This window comes from Yersinia aldovae ATCC 35236 (genome assembly GCF_000173735.1).
GTDB lineage: Bacteria > Pseudomonadota > Gammaproteobacteria > Enterobacterales > Enterobacteriaceae > Yersinia > Yersinia aldovae.
This window is the reverse complement of the sequence record NZ_ACCB01000013.1, coordinates 24,275-42,716: the sequence shown is the minus strand read 5'-3', so window position 1 is coordinate 42,716 and position 18,442 is coordinate 24,275. Positions and strand designations below refer to the sequence as shown.

Sequence of the window (18,442 nt, the reverse complement as noted above, 5' to 3'; positions counted from 1 at the left end):
TGCTCGGTAGTGATAACGCTACGCTAACCGTTATTCGCTAACTGGCTCGCCGCTCACCTTTTCTTTAGGTTCTGGGTTCATACAGCTATAAATCACTGGCAGAACCAGCAAGGTCAATACCGTTGCGAAGCCCAGACCGAACATGATGACCACAGCCATGCTTTGGAAGAAGGCATCACTGAGCAGCGGTGCCAGCCCCAGTACGGTGGTAAATGCCGTCAGCATGATGGGCCGTAGACGAGCGGTAGAAGCATCGATAATGGCCTGCCGCAGTGGTTTTTCCTGGCGCTGAAGGCCAATCTCCTCCACCAGTACAATACCGTTACGGATCAACATTCCACTTAGGCTTAGCAGCCCGAGCAGGGCCATAAAGCCGAATGGAATACCCGTCAACAGGAAGCCGACAGTGACCCCAATTAATGCCAGCGGCACCGTCAGCCAGATAGCAACCGCGTTACGCACCGAGCTGAACATCAATACCGTCACGATAAACATAATCAGAAACGCGATGGGTAAACTGATGAAAATACCACGTTGTGCTTCCTTGGTACTTTCATAGTCACCGCCCCACTCCAGTTCATAACCACGCGGTAACTGAATAGCTTCCACACCCGGTTTGATGCGGCGTAACAGCTCGGCTGAAGTTTCCCCTCCCTGCTGGGTAGGATCGGTTTGCACCGTGAGCGTCCGCTTACGATCCAGACGCATAATGAGCGGATCTTCCCATTCGGTCTCAAAACTGGTGACCACGTTATCAATCGGGATAAAGGCCTGGCGCGCCTGACTCCAGACCATGACATCATTTAGCCGTTCGGCATTGAGCCGCTCTGAATCTGGCGTTCTCAGTACGATCGGCATGGTGCGAGTGCCATCGCGGTATAAACCGACCGGCAAACCACCAAAACTCATGCGTAATGTGCCATCCACCTCACGTTTATCCACACCTAGCTCACGGCCCAGATAATCGGAGAATTGTGGGCGGATCATTTTGCTGCGCCCCTGCCAGTCATGCCTTGTGCCATCGGCCATTGGATCAGCAATAATGGCTTTTTCCGCTTGCGCTGCCAGTGTTCGCAACACATCGGGGTCTGGGCCAACAAAACGGGCTTCGATAGAACTGTCGTTAGACGGCCCGAACATGATGCGCTTCATTTGTGCATCTACTTGCGGGTATTCGTCGTGCATGTACGATTCTATCTCATCAATCAAGCCCGGTATTTGCCCCAATTGCTCAGTGCGAACCATCACCTGTGCATAGTTAGGATAATGGCGCTGGGCATTGTAGGTCAGCATAAAGCGCATCGCGCCCTGACCAATTGTTGCCATCGTATCTGCCACCCCGTTTTGCTCTTTGATATGCTGCTCGACTTTGGCGGCAACCTGTTCGGTATAGCCAATGTCCGTCCCATAGGGCAGCCAGATATCAACAAAGAAGATAGGTGTGTTGGACGGCGGGAAGAAGCTCTGTCGCACATTACTAAAGCCGACAACGGATGCCACTAACAGGGCGGCCAGAACGACTAATGTAATGCTGCGGTGTTGCAGTAACTGACTCAGAATCACCCGATAATAGCGAAACAGCCAGCCATCGTAGGGTTGTTTGGCCGGTTTATCCGCATCTACCTTCGGCTCTTTCTGGTTCTGGAACGCCCACTTCGCGAATACCGGTGTTAAAGTCAGCGCGGTGAACCAACTCAACATCAGTGAGATCAGCAGCACCTCGAATAGCGAACGGCAATACTCCCCGGTTGCATCATTAGACAAACCAATAGGTGCAAAGGCCAGGATAGCAATTATCGTCGCCCCTAACAGGGGCATCATAGAGCGCTTCACCACATTGCTGATAGCCGTGAAAATGCTTTCACCGCGCTGGCGGCCCACCACAATCCCTTCCACCACCACGATGGCGTTATCCACTAACATGCTGAGCGCGATAATCAGTGCCCCTAGCGATACTCGCTGTAGCTCAATGTTAAACAGCCACATAATGAGCAACGTCCCGAGTACGTTAAGTGCCAGCGAGATGGCAATAACCACGCCACTGCGCACCCCCATGAAGATAAGCAGGGTGACGACAACAATTAATAAGGCCAGCAGGAAGTTAAGAATAAAGCCATTCACTGCACCTTCTACTTCGTGAGACTGGTCGTAGAAAACATTGATATGCATACCTGACGGACGCTCACCTTCAAGCTGCGCCAGTCGGGCTTTAATCGCATTACCGACGTTCACCACGTTAACATTCGGGGCAAATGAGATCCCTAATGCCAGTGCTGGCTTTCCGTTGGCGCGATAAATATTGGTCGGTGAGTGGCCAAAGCCCTGTGTAACGGTCGCGATATCACGTAAGTACACGCTTTTCGGGCTACCGGGCTGACTGACCAGTAAATTCCCCAGCTCCTGGACACTTTGGAATTCACCGGTTGGATGCAAGCGAATTGACTCACTGCCAACTTGCAACTGGCCTGCATCAGACACCACGTTCTGCCGGGCAAGTAAATCAGATAACTGTTGCGGCGTAATACCCGCGGCGGTCATCTGGGCACGAGAGATCTCTACCTGCACTTCTTCCGGCAAAATCCCAACGATACCCACTTTACCCACACCCGGCACCAGAACCAACTCACGCCGCAGTTGCTCGGCGAAATTACGTAAGTCCTGATTGCTGTATCCGTCACCGGTCAGTGAGAAGAAGAAACCGTAAACATCGCCGAAATCATCATTCACCCTTGGCGCACTCGCCCCAGGAGGCAAACGCACACTGCTATCGTTGATTTTCCGCCGCAATTCATCCCAGATTTGCGGTAACTCATTTGCACCATATTGTGCGCGGATATTGATGGTTATCTGCGATAAACCAGCACTAGAAATAGAGGTCACATCATCCACAGAAGAGAGTTCCTGAATGGCATTCTCCAGTGGCAACGTCACTTCTTCCTCTACCTGCTGTGCTGATGCGCCATCATAGCGGGTGACAACTACCGCCGTTTTGATGGTGAAAGCCGGATCTTCCAGCCTGCCGATATTGAGATAGGCAATAACACCGCCAATACCCAGCAACAAAATCGTTAGCCAGATACGGGTACTATTATTAATAAAATTATCAGTCAGCTTCATCAGAGACCCCGCTCACGAACCCAAGCCCGTACAACCTGATTTGGACGAAGTTCGCCAGTGCCTGCGGCGACGATTTGCTCACCGTCGGCCAGGCCTGAGATCACTTGGATGCCATTTGCGGTAAGCTGACCGACCTGGACTTTGCGCGCTTCTACGTGCATTTGCCCATCATCATTCTTGATGACCCAGACTCTGGCATCATTCAACTGAGCGCTATCAGGGTTAAACACCGCTTCTACCGGCACTATGATGGTCGGATGATCGTTGCCAGACAGATTACCGGAGTTAATTCTTACCCGGCCACTGATACCTGAAAGCAATGGCATATCTGCCGGGCGCTTCATGGTCAGTGTCACCTGGAAAGTCTGTGAGGCAGAGGTCGTCGAGGTAGTATGTTCTTTATATTCCGCAATAAATTCGCGCCCCGGCATATGGTTAAGTAATACCGTTGGCTTGTATGTGCGGTTACTGATTTCCAGTGTAGTAAACAGGCGTTCCGGCACGCTGAACACGACATCCAACGTATCTAACGCACTTAACGTCGCGACCGGCTGACCGGCAGCCATCACCTGATGGTTACGCACGTTAACATTGGCAATAATGCCATCAAAAGGCGCAGTAATGGTTGCATCACTGAGTTCTTTTTGTGCAATTTCCAAGGCCGCACGCGCAGACTCCATCTCAGCACGGCGCACATCTAGCTCGGCACGGGAGACCGCCCGTTGACCTTGCAAGGTATTAAAAACGGTTAAACTGATCTCGGGCCAAATTAAAGGTGGACTGACGATCCCTGACACGTAAGTTCAAATCTGTGTCATTCAGCCTGGCGATGACCTGACCCTTTTTCACCTGCTCACCTTCACGCACCAGCAACTGTTGCAGTTGCCCGCCGCGTTTAAAGGAAAGTTGAGTTTCATCACCCGCTTGCAACCGGGCTGGGAAATAGCGAGTACCATTTTGTCCGCTGTCTTCGACAGTAAATACTTTTACCGGACGCACACTTTCTACGACTTCAGGGGGAGTTCTGTCGCAAGCAGCGAGAAGAAGCGTTAATAGCAGAGTGACTACAGTTTTTATCTTCACTATAAGATCTCGTTGAGTCAGGTGTTAAAATTTATTATCCAGATTAGTCATTCACACTTTTTCCTGTGACAGACGGTGCACTAGCGCTCTTATCAGTGTGATCAACAACCCCCCGGTAAACATGCCTAAAAAATAGATCAGCACAATTAACACTGAAATGGGTAGTGTTATTTGTGTGGCAAGTAAAGATAGGTTCACCGAACCGCTGTTTTGGAACGCAAAAAGCGTTGTCAGGCCCACTATCAGCAAGAAGCACACCCAATAAACGTATTTCACTTGATCATCCTTTTCATTTCAGCTTATTTCGGCATTAAAAGTTGAATACTGCGTCTTCTTGCCAAATACAAATGCCTTACCTTTGAAACAGAGATAGCCAATAGAGAAATAGCGCTGATCTGCTACTCACTATCGGCTATTTTTTTAAGAGCAACTGCGTTATACCTAAAATAATTCGAGTTGCAGGAAGGCGACAATTGAGCGAATCCCCAGTCACTTACTCAGGTAAGTGACTGGGGTGAACGAAAGCAGCCAACACCCATGCAACTTGAAGTATGACGGGTATTAGTAGTCGACGGCATCCCGGATGATTGGACACGTCATACAATGACCGCCCCCGCGCCCGCGCCCCAACTCACTACCGACAATCTCAATCACTTCCACCCCTTCTTTACGCAGTTGGGTGTTGGTTTTGGTATTACGGTCATAGGCCAGAACCACGCCTGGAGAGAGCGCAACCATGTTATTGCCACTATCCCACTGCTGACGTTCGGTGTCGTAATCGTTACCTTCGGTCTCAACCACACGCAGTTTTTTCAGGTTCAGCGCACTGGCAACCGCTTCAACAAAGGTGCCTTTATCACGGCTTAACTTAATACCGGTTGGGCCATTATCCGGGCGCAGTGAGAAGGTTTGAATCTGATTCACAATCGCCGGATATAAGGTCACCACATCACGGTCACAGAAGGTAAATACCGTATCGAGATGCATGGCGGCACGTAGTTTTGGCATCGCGGCAATCATCACGCGCTCGACCTGGCCTTCGCTCTTTTTAAACAGTGATTGTGCTAACTGAGTAATGGCCTGATGCGAAGTACGCTCACTCATGCCAATTAATACGGTTTTATTACCGATTGGCATTACGTCACCACCTTCCAGTGTTGCAGTACCGTGGTGCTGCGTCGGATCCCCCCACCAAACATTCACATTGGCATCGCCAAAGTCTGGATGGAACTTATAAATCGCGGTGGTGAGGATGGTCTCTTCATGACGAGCGGGCCAATACAACGGGTTTAACGTCACGCCGCCGTAGATCCAGCAGGTGGTATCACGGGTATACAAGGTGTTGGGTAACGGCGGTAACAGATATTCAGTGATCCCCACCGCTTCACGGATCAGTTTTAGTTCTTCTTTGTCGCACTTGCCGTCGTTATGCAGTTCAGTGGTCGATAAACCACCGATCAGCACTTCAGCTAACACACGCGGTTCCAGGCTTTCCAGATAGCTGCGAGTTTCTTGCAAAATGCCCAGTGAAACTTCATTTGGTACAATTTGCTGATCCAGAATCCACTTTTTCGCCGCCGGAATCGCCACGGTCTCGGCCAGCAGATTATGCATTTCAACCACATCAACACCACGTTCGCGCATTTTGGTCATAAAATCGAAGTGGTCACGCTTGGCTCTTTCCACCCACAGCACATCATCAAACAATAATTCATCACAATTACTGGGGGTCAGGCGGTTATGGGCACGCCCTGGAGCGCAAACCATCACTTTATGCAGTTTGCCGACTTCAGAGTGAACGCCAAACTTAGTCTTGCCATGCGTTTTCTTAGCTTTATCTGACATAAGAACTCCAATAAATTATATGGTAATAATTCCGGTGAAGATGCTGTAAAGCGCAATAACCGCAGCAACAATCAGAACAATAAACAGTATTCTTTCGTAGGTATTAAAGGCTTTTTGATGCTGTTCACGTTTGGCAATCAGATACAAAATCGTGCCTGGGCCGTAAATAATGGCCGACAGCAGCAGGTACTTCAGGCCGCCTGCATAAATCATCAGTGCAGAATAGAAGGTGGCAATAATGGCAAAGATGAGATCTTTTCTGTGACCACGTGCATTGGTTTCGTAAGTTTCACCCGTCCAGGCAAGTTTTAGTCCGTAAGCGCCCACCAACAGATAAGGGATCAGGGTTAATGAACTGGTTAATTCCAGCGCCAATTGGAAAGCATAATCAGTAAATAAGGTCAGAATTAAGAATATCTGTATAAATATATTGGTAAGCCAAACTGCGGCTGAAGGCACAGCATTGCTGTTTTCGGTCGCAAAGACTTTTGGCATACTTTTACTTTTCGCCGCCGAGAACAGCACTTCAGCCGCCAGCAGTGACCATGACAAGTAAGCACCTAACACGGAAATGATCAGGCCCACGCTGATAAAGATTGCCCCCCAGCGCCCCACAATGGCTTCCAGCACACCGGCCATTGATGGTTGACGTAAGGCGGCAAGGTCAGGGCGCAGTAACACACCGTAAGACAGCATGGTGATCAACACTAACAGACACAGCACACCAATAAAGCCCAGTACCGTGGCAATACCCACATGGCTACGTTCTTTGGCATAACGCGAATAAACACTCGCCCCCTCGATACCCAAGAATACGAATACCGTCACCAACATGGTGCTACGGACTTGAGAGAATAAGGATTCAGGTTCAACTGAAGTGGTAATTGTCGCCGCCGCATGGCCGACATAGCCATAATCATTCAGATGGGATAAATCAGCGCCTTTAACCACGTCTGGCGTGCCCCAGAAGTTCAGTGCAAAGACATCCCCTTTAAAGGCGAAAATTAGCACGATAACAAAAATAAAGATGGGAATTATTTTGGCAAAGGTCGCAATGGTATTAATCGCGGCGGCTTCTTTAACGCCGCGCAATATCAGGAAATGGAATCCCCACAAAATAACGGAGGCAACTAATACAGCGGGAATAGTATTACCATCACCGAATATAGGAAAGAAAGCCCCTAAGGTTGATTTGATAAGAACAAAATATGAAACATTACCAATACAAGTGCCGGCCCAGAACCCTAATGCGGAAGCGAATCCAAGATAGTCTCCGAAGCCCTCTTTCGCGTAAATAAATACACCAGAATCAAGATTAGGTTTGCGCTGCGCTAATGTTTGAAAAACAAAAGCCAGCATTAACATACCGCCACCCGCGATACACCAGGCGATAAGTGCGCCAAAACCACCGGTTGCTCGTCCGAAGGTCGCCGGTAAAGAAAATATACCAGCACCGATCATTGAACCGACCACCAAAGAGGTGAGAGCCGGTAAAGATAGTTTGTTCGTTGTTGAATTGGCCATGATGCTCTCAATGACGTTGGATAAATAAAGTTAAATGTCGATTCTGTTTATCCCGCAAACAGATTCACCAGACTCACCATTGATATAAATACATACTAATCATAGCTTCCTTTAAAATTATTGCATAATGACTGGAAAGTAGACGAGAGCTTGCAAAATGTAAATTTCTGAAAAAATTATTACATACATCAGAATCTTGTAATAGTGATCAAAATCATTATTCGACATACTCAGAAAATCCGCAGTCAGATTAATTCTCTGCGTTATGCACATATGATTAGCATAGATATCTGTTTTTCTCTGATGCATGATTTAAGATGATACCAGACAGCCTTAGCATTTATTTACCGGTCCCTAAATAGGAATGTATTGCATCTTGATCTCTGGTTATCAATGGTCTATTATTAAAGATTAGCCACCAAAGAGAATATAATATAACCCTTACATATCAATGCATTACAATGATGACTTTGAGCAATTAAATTAGCCAATATCGGATATAAATTTGTTGTTAATGTCTGGTTCTCACCTTAATCCGCCCCGGTTACCTTCGTTTTTTCATCAGAGAATCATATCGAATATAAGTCTCGTTCTAAATTTTATGAAATCAGTTAGAGGTTTTTTTTATAATGCCTGGCGGTGATTTTTGTCTGATGAAAGTTCATTAAATGGATTAAGCAATAATAATCATTCTGATTTCATTTATAATTCATTTAGTTTTCATTAACAGTTATTGCTCTTTTGTTAACTGTAAATTGTTACCCTCCATCCGGCCCCCTCTGTAACACCAACAACTCAACATACAGCAGCATTTTAGGTCATCCAGTGCGTATTTTGCAGGTTAAAATCCCGCAACCGCAGATTCACTCGACTAAAGAAGATCTCGTTCTCTCTAACATTACTGTTTAATACATTAGAATTTAATTACCAAATGGGTTATCTCTGACTGACATTAACAACTATTAAATGAACATTGCAGAGAATCATGCAGGAAACCACCGCCACAAAGGCATTACCATTTTTGATGGTTTGGCAGATAAATAACCCACGGAATAAGTATATTAATTAAAGAATACAAAAAAGGCTCCCGCAGGGTTGAAAGATTGGGAGCCGTTTTACCGTTCATCTACTGCGAATAAGAACTATTATATCTAATCGTTATTTTTAACTCGCTGAACACCACCAACCGAATAACCAGCCAGAATCGCCACGAAGATCATAAACAGATGACCTTCAGATGAATCCAGCAAGAATGAGTTAAAGAAGTTACACGCCATATAGCTGGTCAATACCGCCAGCAAGACATTACGCAGCGCGGGGGTTTGTTGCCAAATAACACGATAACAGCAGATAACCCACGCCAGGAAGATGGCTAAACCAATCACCCCGGACTGAATCGTTTCCAACAGATACTGGTTATGTGGGTTATTAATTTTATAATTTATTTGCGGATTTTCATAATAAAAACCACCAGCACCGTGGCCTAAAATCGGTGACTCTTTAATTAATCTTACCGCTTCAATGGCAAAGGCTGAACGTTGTCCCATTGATGAACTACATGCTTCATTAACATTCCCTGCGGATGCAGCCATACAGACTTTAACTTCATCCACTCCTTGAATAATACGATTCGTCGCATTATTGGGAATTAAAAGTAATGCCGCAAAAGCAATCGCGCCCAACAGCGCCAATGCCCAGCGTTGGCGGCTTTCCAGAGAGAAGAATAGCCACATTCCCAGCCCTACCACCAAGGCAACATAGCCGGTTCTACCCAGAACCAAAAATAGAATACTGTAACTGGCAGCCACGACTAACACGCCATAACCCCAACGTTTCCAGCCATGACTTTTAAACGCCAGCGTAAGCCAGAATAAAGCGGCCAAAGCCATAAAGAAGTTTTGCGTAATTTGCAGTTTAAAAATAGTTGGATTAGCCGCGTCCACGCCGCTAAGCGGAATGTGTAAAACACCCACAGCTATTGTTCCCGTCAATGCGACTGCATTAGCGAGTAAGAACCCCATACAGAACAGTTTTATCCGCTGCGGCTGGTTGATAAAGAACAGGGCCAGCGGTAAAACATAAAGGAACTTCTTATACTTGCTGACCATTTCCGGGCCGTAACTGTTGTGATGAAATAATAACGACAGTGCCAATAACGCAAACATAGCCGCTGGCAGGTAAACCAATGGATTAGTGAGTAAAGGTTTAAAATGCAATGTTTTATAATTAACAATCAAACTAATCAGGATCAAAACCAGCGATATGTTGATAAGCGGATTGGATGTCGGTAAGGAGATTCCGAGCAGCAAGGCGGCGGCACTACTCAGCAGTTCAATACGACGGTTAGCCGGATAAGTAGCCGACGATAAGGTCGATGGGATTGTCATAATTCTCTTAGCTTAAGCTGGTTGAGGAACAGGTTGCCGGTACAGACTTAATATCGGCAAATTACAGATGTTGAGTGCGCCAAACATCAACGGCATTAATAACCTCGTTTACCGGAATAGCATTCAGATAACGGTCGGTTGTATCGGTATCAATCTCATTAGGCTGTGGCAAAGTGCGATAATGTCCGGCCCATAAAAGGGTATGCGGAGCTTGCCATGGGTGCCATTGGTTAAGATTACTGGGGCCAAATAGCACGACAGCCGGCGTTTGAAGGGCCGCAGCCATATGCATGGCAACAGAATCCACACCAATAAATAGCTTAGCGTTATCTATCAAGACGGCCAGTTCCGGCAGTGCCAAAAGGCCGGATAAATTGATAACTTTTCCGGGTTGTGCGCAACCAGTGATAATCTTAGCAATATAGTCCAGTTCCGCTTTATCTTTCCCTCCCGTAAGCAGCACCGTTTCGCCTTGTTCGGTAAGGTGGTTTATCAATTGGCTGAATGATTCACTGGCCCAAGTTTTAAACTTCCAGCGCGCAGAAGGTTGAATCAGGATGTAATCCGCAATATTACGTTGCTGGCACAGTTGTTTTACTCGCTCAATATCGTGCGGGCCATAAGCCATAGTGACTTCGGTGCTGATATCCGTCAGTTGCAATGGCGCGAGGATATCTAAATTATTGAGAACCGTATGCCGTTCGGCTGCATTGGGGATATCGACCAAGGTGGAGTGGCAGTAGCGCCATAACCAGGTATCGCGTTTTGGGTAATGGAAACCGATGCTGAAGCCCGGTTTTAATAAACGGCAATAAGCGGCGGCTCGCCATTGATCAGATAAATTGAGGATCAGATCATAATGGTGCTCTTTCAATGCATTAAATAACACTTTTTCGCCGCTGATTTGTGCTGTTAAGCCCGCATGTTTTAGGCCGCGGTCGACAATAAATGCATGATTAACCGTTTTGTTCTCTCGCAGCATATCTTGCGTGCCGCCATACAGCAGCACATCGATTTTGGCCTGAGGATAATTGGCTTTTAACGTGTTGAGTAAAGGTGTGGTGAGGAGAACATCACCGAAATGGCGTAATTTAATGACCAAAATGCGTTTAACATTGTCTTTCTCTCGCAGTAAGGCCGGTAAATTAACGGCACTGATGCGAGCAGGAGCAGAAAGTTGCCCGGCAGGTGATTCTGTCTTATTTGATGTATTCATCATAGGATGCGCCATCATCGGCAACGAAAGAGGGGCAATAATGCTATCCAAGTGTTCACTGCATGGCAATCGTTTTAGCGCCCCCATATGCCAATAATAGATAATGATAACTGTTTTGTAATGTGTAGAGTTATTCGCAGAGAGAACAGACTGATCGTAAAGACGCCGTAAACCCCTCCCTGGGGGCTCGAGCCGCGCCCTCCCTGGCGCGGACGCTTTACTCTTCAATCTGTCCTCACCGCTTGAAACGTGTTGCCTGTAATAATTTAATTGACGTCATCGGCGCAGGCAGTTTGGACGCGACCAGCGCACAGCCAACGGAGCGTACACGTAGTACGTGACGGCGGCGAGCACTGCTCACGTTCAAAATGGCAAGTAAGATAGTCAATTAGCAGTCAATTTTAAAGGCCGGGGGCTTTCCATAAAGAAGTCGTCAGCCCACTGTCTACTAACGTCAACTGATCGGTATACACTGCTTGCCAGTTGGTTTTGGCCGCTTGATATAGCGCTTTATGTTCAATATTGGGTTGGTATTCTCGCTCCCAGCGCACCAGCCGCTCTCCGGTTTTATCGAGCGCTTCATATAGCCCGACGCCGACACCTGCTGCAATCGCACAGCCTAAAGCGGTGGCCTCTTTCACTACCGGTACGCGAACCGGAATACCCGTCACATCTGCCAGAATCTGACTCCATAGTTTGCCTTTTGCACCGCCGCCAGCAAATACCACTGACGAGGCTTTGACACCGGAGAATTCCGCAATTTGTGCCAAATTACAAGCCGAAACGATTGCTGCGTTCTCTTCCAAGGCACGGAATAAAGTGGCTTTGTTGCATTTTTCGGGGTCGATCGACAGGTTAATAAAGGAAGGTGCGGCGTGATACCAGGATTTAAAGCGCATCACATCAGAGAAAATGGGCATCACCCCGTAAGCACCAGCAGGCACCCGCGCCGCCATATCTTCCAGCAAACTATAAGTATCAATCCCTAACCGCTGAGCGAGTAATTTCTCTTCGGCACAGAATGCATCACGGAACCAGCGCATGGTCAGGCCGGTAAAGAAGCTGATGGATTCTGCTTGCACCATGCCGGGAATGACGTGAGGGTTAATACGTGTGTTCATATTGGGATCAGTAATCGGTTTGGGTAGGTTAACCACCTGCTGCCAGAAAGTGCCCCCCAACACCGCTGTCTGCCCCGGTTGTACCACTCCTAACCCTAAGCAGCCGAGTTGTACGTCACCGCCGCCCATCACGACTGGCGTTCCAGCCAACAAGCCACACTCTTGTGCGGCCTCTGCCGTGACATGCCCGAGCAAAGTGCCCGTCTCTTTGACTGGCGATAGGATATCAGCGCGTAATCCGGCCATTTCCAGTAAGTTCGGCTGCCAGTTGCGCGTGACTAAATCCAGCATTCCGGTAGTGCCCGCATTGGAGGGGTCCACCGCCAGTTCGCCACTGAGCATATTCGCCAGCCAGTCGCTTATCATGGTTAATGTCCCGGCCTGACGATAAATATCCGGGCGGTAATGTGCCAGCCACAGTAACCGAGGCATTGCACTCAACGCCAGTGTCTGACCAGAGCACTGATAGACTTCAAGCTCAAAGCCATTATTGTGCAACTCTTTCAATTCACTGACTTCACGGCTGGCGCGGGCATCCACATTGGCACAAGCCCAAATAGGTTTACCGCTGCGGTCATAGAGCACAATTCCTTCGCGCATTGAGCAGGCCGCAACCGCACGGATAGCACTGGCGGGCAAATTGGCCTGATGCAATGCCTGACGGATGCATTGACAGGTCAGTTCCCAGTTGGTGGTTAAATCAAACTCCATCGACCCAGGGACATCAGGTACTGGCAAATGTCGCCATTCAGCCTGTCCGGCTGCTATCTGATTTCCATTAAGATCAAATATTACTGCCCGGACACTACCAGTACCCGCATCCAAAGCCATCAGATATTCAGCCGATGAGAGTTGATTCATTGTTCGATCCTCAGCTTCAATGTGTTTTTATATAAATTCGTGTATAAATCCGTCCTCTACTGCCTTTTCTCGAAAAAACAAAAACTATTGGAGGTTAATGGCAAACCCAGTATCAAGCCAGGTGCGTGAAGGAGCGACTGTCCCTAGGGGCACTTCGGTCGCTTACGCGACGACGACCCCAACGGAACATTTCCCCTTCAATCGACTTTGTCAGCAATCTGACTATTGGCGTAATTGTCGCAGTCAGATTAGGTGCGCCCAGCGCGGAAAAACCGGAGCGTACACGTAGTACGTGAGGATTTTACTCGCTTCGCTCACCCTCTGGGCCGCTCTAAAGAGCGTTCAAAATGCCAGCATTTTGTGAGCACTGCGAAAGCCTAAGCTGGCAAGTAAAATAGCTAATTAAATCAGTTTGATGATTGATCTTGCGGTCAACTCATCAGTTACCAAAGCATTCACATACTTGCCTTTTAGCGCAGCTACAATGGCTTCAGATTTCTCCACCCCGCCCGCCACACCAATCACCGTAGGAATGTTGGTCAAATCAGCCAGTGAAACGCCGATTAATTCCTGGTGAATCTGCATATCTGCGGCGAGCGCGCCATCGGCCTGCATAAAGTAACCGAGGATATCGCCGACCGCGCCTTTGCGGCTAAACATCAGCTGTTCACCTTCGCTGATATAGCCAGAGCGCAAAATAGTGGCTTCTTTTTGTTGATTGACCGAACCAATCCCTACGACAGCAACATCAGCCGCACACGCTGCCAGCATCACATCGCGCACACTGTTTTCCTGGCGGAATGTTTCAGCGACTTTGGCACTGGAAGCACGCAATGGCGCAGGAATAATGCTGACCTGACAGGCCGCATCAAGCTGCCCAATCCCAGTCATATAAGAACCTACACCACCGGAAAGAGTCACCAAGCGCACCTGCTGCGGGGCAATAAAGCCACTTAAATGCTGCAAAACGCACATAGTGGTTTCACCAAAACCAACCGCCAATAGCTGCTGCGGTTGTATCAATGCCATCAATAGATGTGCTGCGCCAACACCCAACCGACTGCTGATACTAAGGTCAGCCAAAGAAGGTAAAATACGGATATGCTTCAGGCCGAAATGCTGTTGCAGCGCATTTTCCAGTTCCAGACACCCCTCATAGCGCGAATTAATCTGTACTCGAATAACCCCAGACTGACGGCCTTTCTCCAGCAATCTGGAGACCTTCAATCGGGTCAGCCCCAGCAGTTCGCCAATATCCCCTTGTGTTAAGCCATCGTGATAATAAAACCACGCAATGCGAGCGAGCAGTTCCTCTTCACTCATGCTATTACCCGGATATTTGTATTCATCGTTGGACGACATAAGTTTTTCTTTCATCATTAGCCGCGATCCCTATTGCCGCTTTTTCATTCTTCATTGATTCATCATCGATCAGAAATCCACGGTCTGAATTGATAACTACGCTAACAGCTTAAACCACATATTTGAACATATTTTCATTTAATTTTTTTTATTCACATAATTGTGATCTTGATTACGCCATTAATGGGATTATACGGCTATCTTTTTTGAACACTTTTAATTTTAAATTATTTTTGTTCATTACGGGGACGATAATGCCGCACACTAAAGCTTCACCGCCACCGCTGCTTCAAGTGCGCGGCATCAGCAAACAGTTTTCCGGCGTAGTGGTATTGAAAAGTATCGACTTTACTCTGCAACCGGGCCAGGTTCATGCGCTATTGGGGGGCAACGGGGCAGGTAAATCAACGCTGATGAAGATCATTGCCGGAGTGCTTCCCCCCGACAGCGGCACTATTGAAATAGATGGGCAACCCTGCCTTAACCTCACCCCAGCCAAGGCCCACCAGCGAGGTATTTATCTGGTGCCGCAGGAGCCAATGCTATTCGCTAATTTGTCGGTTCAGGAAAATATTCTATTCCGCTTGCCAAAGCATCAAGCAGACAAAAAGAAGATGGCGCAGTTGCTGCAAAGTTTAGGCTGTCACTTGGATTTGGCAGTCAATGCTGGTTCGCTGGATGTCGCTGACCAACAATTAGTCGAGATCATGCGTGGCCTGATGCGTGACTCGCGAATTTTGATTCTTGATGAACCCACCGCCTCACTAACACCAGCGGAAACCCATCGCTTATTCAGCCAAATAAAAATGTTATTACAACAAGGGGTTGGGGTGGTGTTTATCTCCCACAAACTCCCTGAAATTCGCCAACTAGCCGATTGGGTCAGCGTGATGCGCGATGGCGGCATTGCGCTCAATGGTGCCACTAACGACTTCGCAACTGACACCATTATTCAGGCAATTACCCCACAAGCCAAAAACAGTGAGCTAACGGATACCCAGAAGTTATGGCTAGAGTTGCCGGGCAATCGCCGTTCTCAGGCTCGGGCGCAGTCTAATCAACCGGTGATACAAGTGTGCGACCTGAGTGGCGAAGGTTTTGCTCATATCTCTTTTGAGGTACGCGCCGGTGAAATTCTTGGCCTGGCGGGAGTGGTTGGCGCGGGCAGAACAGAATTAGCCGAAACGCTCTATGGTTTGCGCCCCGTCAGCGGGGGCAAAGTCATGTTGGAAGAGAGCGACATCACCGCGATGAAAACCGTCAATCGACTGGCTACCGGCCTGGTTTATTTGCCAGAAGACCGTCAGGCCTCCGGCCTTTATCTCGACGCCCCATTGAGCTGGAATGTCTGTTCGCTCACTCAAGGTAACCAAGGAATATGGACTCATCCGGCACAGGAAGCCGCCATTTTAGAGCGCTATCGCCGCGCGTTAAACATCAAATTTAGTCACCTCGAACAGCCGGTTCGCACCTTATCCGGTGGTAATCAACAAAAGCTGCTGATTGCCAAGTGTCTGGAGGCTAACCCGCTACTACTGATTATTGATGAACCGACCCGTGGCGTGGATGTCTCTGCCCGCAGCGATATTTATCAATTGATCCGCAGCATCGCGGCTCAGCATGTGGCGATCATTTTTATCTCATCTGATCTGGAAGAAGTGGTGCAAATGGCGGATCGCGTATTGGTTATGCACCAGGGGGAAATCAGTGGCGCGCTGGAGGGCAGTGCCATGAATGTCGACACCATTATGCATTTGGCTTTTGGTGAACATCATACCGACGCCCATCAGTGTGCTGAAAATGAGGGCGCATCATGTTGAAATTTATTCAAAGTTATCAATTTATTCAAAATAATCGCGAAGGCACCGCTCTGCTGGCGATCCTCGCCTTATTTGCCCTGCTCGGCGTGATCGACCGTAATTACTTCAATTTGCAAACTTTCACCATGATCTTTAGCAGTGCGCAGATCCTGATCCTGCTGGCGATCGGGGCCACGATGGTGATGCTAACCCGCAATATTGACGTCTCTGTGGGTTCGATCACCGGCTTATGTGCGGTGACGGTCGGCATGGCGCTCAATGCCGGTTTCGGGCTGGCGCTATCCTGCCTGTTTGCGCTATTGGTTGGCATGGGGGCGGGCTTCTTTAATGGCATTCTGGTGACCTGGCTGCGCATTCCGGCCATTGTCGCCACACTCGGTACGCTGGGGTTGTATCGCGGCTTGATGCTGTTGCTAACCGGTGGCAAATGGATCGAAGGGTTACCCGCGGATCTGAAAAGTTTATCAACGCCAATTCTGTTTTCTATCTCGCCCATTGGCTGGCTGATTATGTTGCTGATTGTCGCCATGGCCTTGCTGCTGGGTAAAACCGCCTTTGGCCGCAGCTTCTATGCCACCGGTGATAACTTGCAGGGCGCACGCCAATTGGGAATTCGCACCGATAGCATCCGTATTTTTGCTTTCTCGATGAATGGCGTGATGGCGGCGCTGGCCGGGATAGTCTTTGCCTCACAAATTGGTTTTATCCCCAATCAGACCGGCAGCGGCCTGGAAATGAAAGCCATTGCCGCTTGTGTGCTCGGCGGAATCAGCTTGCTCGGCGGCACCGGCACCATTATCGGCGCGATCCTCGGGGCTTATTTACTGACACAAATCGACAGCGTGCTGGTGCTGCTGCGTCTACCGGCATGGTGGAATGATTTTATCGCCGGTTTGGTGTTACTGGGTGTACTGGTGTTCGATGGCCGCCTGCGTTGTGCCGTCGAGCGCAATATCCGCCAGCAAAAATATGCTCGCTTTACAACTCGTCCGGTAGCGAGTGATAAAAAATCCGCCGCCGCCCCGTCAAAGACACCTGATAGCAAAGCGCCTAATGGCAAGTCATTCACTAAGAAAGAGGTGGCGCGATGAATATTTATAAGCGTTATGGATGGGAACTGGCTCTGGCTGCATTGTTGGTGCTAGAGATCGGCCTGTTTGGTTTATCCAACTCGCGCATGTTGGATATCAATGTGCTGCTGTTCAGCACCAGTGATTTTATCTGCATCGGTATCGTCGCTCTGCCGTTAACGATGGTGATTGTCAGTGGTGGTATCGATATCTCATTTGGTTCCACCATTGGGTTGTGCTCAATATTCCTTGGCGTGATGTTTCAGGCGGGCGTACCAATGAGCATCGCCATCCCGCTGACCCTACTGGTTGGCGCACTGTGTGGGCTGATTAATGCCGGGCTGATTCTGTATACCGGCGTCAACCCGCTGGTCATCACCCTCGGCACCATGTACCTGTTTGGCGGCAGTGCGCTGTTGTTATCCGGCATTTCCGGCGCAACCGGTTATGAAGGGATTGGTGGCTTCCCAACCGCTTTTACCGATTTTGCCAACCAAACCCTCTTCGGCCTGCCGGTGCCGCTGGTGATCTTTATGGTCTGCGTGTTGCTGTTCTGGTTGCTGATGCACCGCACCCACAGCGGCCGTAACGTCTTTCTTATCGGGCAAAACAGCCGAGTGGCACGATACAGCGCCCTGCCCGTCGCCCGCACCTTATGCCTCTTGTATGCCTTGACCGGCATGGCCTCCGCCATTGCCGCCGTCCTGCTGGTTTCTTACTTTGGCTCGGCACGATCGGACTTAGGAGCATCATTCCTGATGCCCGCTATCACCGCCGTGGTATTGGGAGGGGCCAATATTTATGGTGGCTCCGGCTCCATTCTCGGTACGGCTCTGGCAGTTCTACTGGTGGGTTACTTGCAACAAGGCCTGCAAATGATTGGTACACCAAACCAGATATCCAGCGCGCTGTCTGGTGCCTTACTGATTCTGGTGGTGGTCGGGCGTTCCATCAGCCTGCACCGGCATTTGATTTATGAATGGCTGCAACGTCGCAGAAATACCGTGGTTTAACCTGCTCTTTTTTATAAAAAATT

11 protein-coding genes and 1 pseudogene are annotated in these 18,442 nt (G+C 48.7%); 3 read left to right on the top strand and 9 right to left on the bottom strand.

All coding sequences use genetic code 11. From position 1 onward, the window contains the following. Window positions 1–30: 30 nt before the first annotated feature. From YALDO0001_RS08085 to lsrR, 9 genes and pseudogenes are all read right to left on the bottom strand, one after another. Entirely contained in the window at window positions 31–3,117 is a 3,087-nt protein-coding gene (locus YALDO0001_RS08085; protein WP_004701834.1) for an efflux RND transporter permease subunit, read from the bottom strand. Then, window positions 3,117–4,200, bottom strand: a pseudogene (locus tag YALDO0001_RS08080) (efflux RND transporter periplasmic adaptor subunit). The gene YALDO0001_RS08085 and the pseudogene YALDO0001_RS08080 overlap by 1 nt, the downstream one beginning before the upstream one ends. Window positions 4,201–4,251: 51 nt before the next feature. Beyond that, window positions 4,252–4,476: a lipopolysaccharide assembly protein LapA domain-containing protein gene (locus tag YALDO0001_RS08075; protein WP_042547704.1), complete on the bottom strand. Its 225-nt coding sequence runs from the start codon at window positions 4,474–4,476 to the stop codon at window positions 4,252–4,254. A 285-nt stretch (window positions 4,477–4,761) separates the two neighbouring features. Continuing rightward, on the bottom strand, window positions 4,762–6,045 hold the full coding sequence (gene arcA, locus YALDO0001_RS08070; protein WP_004701828.1) for an arginine deiminase: 1,284 nt from the start codon (window positions 6,043–6,045) through the stop codon (window positions 4,762–4,764). A gap of 15 nt (window positions 6,046–6,060) precedes the next feature. Next, window positions 6,061–7,569, bottom strand: a complete 1,509-nt coding sequence (locus tag YALDO0001_RS08065) for an amino acid permease (protein WP_004701827.1) — start codon at window positions 7,567–7,569, stop codon at window positions 6,061–6,063. A 1,151-nt stretch (window positions 7,570–8,720) separates the two neighbouring features. Continuing rightward, a complete protein-coding gene (waaL-ps, locus tag YALDO0001_RS08055) occupies window positions 8,721–9,956 on the bottom strand; it encodes an O-antigen polysaccharide ligase WaaL-ps (protein WP_004701823.1) in 1,236 nt (411 codons plus the stop codon). 61 nt (window positions 9,957–10,017) lie between these two features. Next, window positions 10,018–11,175 carry a putative lipopolysaccharide heptosyltransferase III gene (rfaQ, locus tag YALDO0001_RS08050; RefSeq protein ID WP_042839577.1) on the bottom strand — a complete coding sequence of 386 codons (1,158 nt, stop codon included), beginning with the start codon at window positions 11,173–11,175 and terminating at the stop codon, window positions 10,018–10,020. 398 nt (window positions 11,176–11,573) lie between these two features. Beyond that, a complete protein-coding gene (lsrK, locus tag YALDO0001_RS08045; RefSeq protein ID WP_004701820.1) occupies window positions 11,574–13,154 on the bottom strand; it encodes an autoinducer-2 kinase in 1,581 nt (526 codons plus the stop codon). A 402-nt stretch (window positions 13,155–13,556) separates the two neighbouring features. Beyond that, on the bottom strand, window positions 13,557–14,534 hold the full coding sequence (gene lsrR / locus YALDO0001_RS08040) for a transcriptional regulator LsrR (protein ID WP_004701817.1): 978 nt from the start codon (window positions 14,532–14,534) through the stop codon (window positions 13,557–13,559). Window positions 14,535–14,770: 236 nt separating this feature from the next. On the opposite strand from lsrR, the gene lsrA reads away from it, so the two are divergent. Genes lsrA through lsrD form a run of 3 tightly spaced genes read left to right on the top strand, consistent with a single transcriptional unit; the run spans window position 14,771 to window position 18,419 of the window. Next, window positions 14,771–16,336: an autoinducer 2 ABC transporter ATP-binding protein LsrA gene (lsrA, locus tag YALDO0001_RS08035; RefSeq protein ID WP_004701814.1), complete on the top strand. Its 1,566-nt coding sequence runs from the start codon at window positions 14,771–14,773 to the stop codon at window positions 16,334–16,336. Beyond that, window positions 16,330–17,427 (top strand): autoinducer 2 ABC transporter permease LsrC, encoded by a 1,098-nt coding sequence (lsrC, locus tag YALDO0001_RS08030; RefSeq protein WP_042839576.1) that lies wholly within the window; start codon window positions 16,330–16,332, stop codon window positions 17,425–17,427. The genes lsrA and lsrC overlap by 7 nt, the downstream gene beginning before the upstream one ends. Then, the gene (lsrD, locus tag YALDO0001_RS08025; protein WP_019080625.1) at window positions 17,424–18,419 is read left to right on the top strand and encodes an autoinducer 2 ABC transporter permease LsrD; all 996 of its coding nucleotides are present in this window, start codon (window positions 17,424–17,426) and stop codon (window positions 18,417–18,419) included. Before lsrC ends, lsrD begins: the two co-directional genes overlap by 4 nt. Window positions 18,420–18,442: the final 23 nt, after the last annotated feature.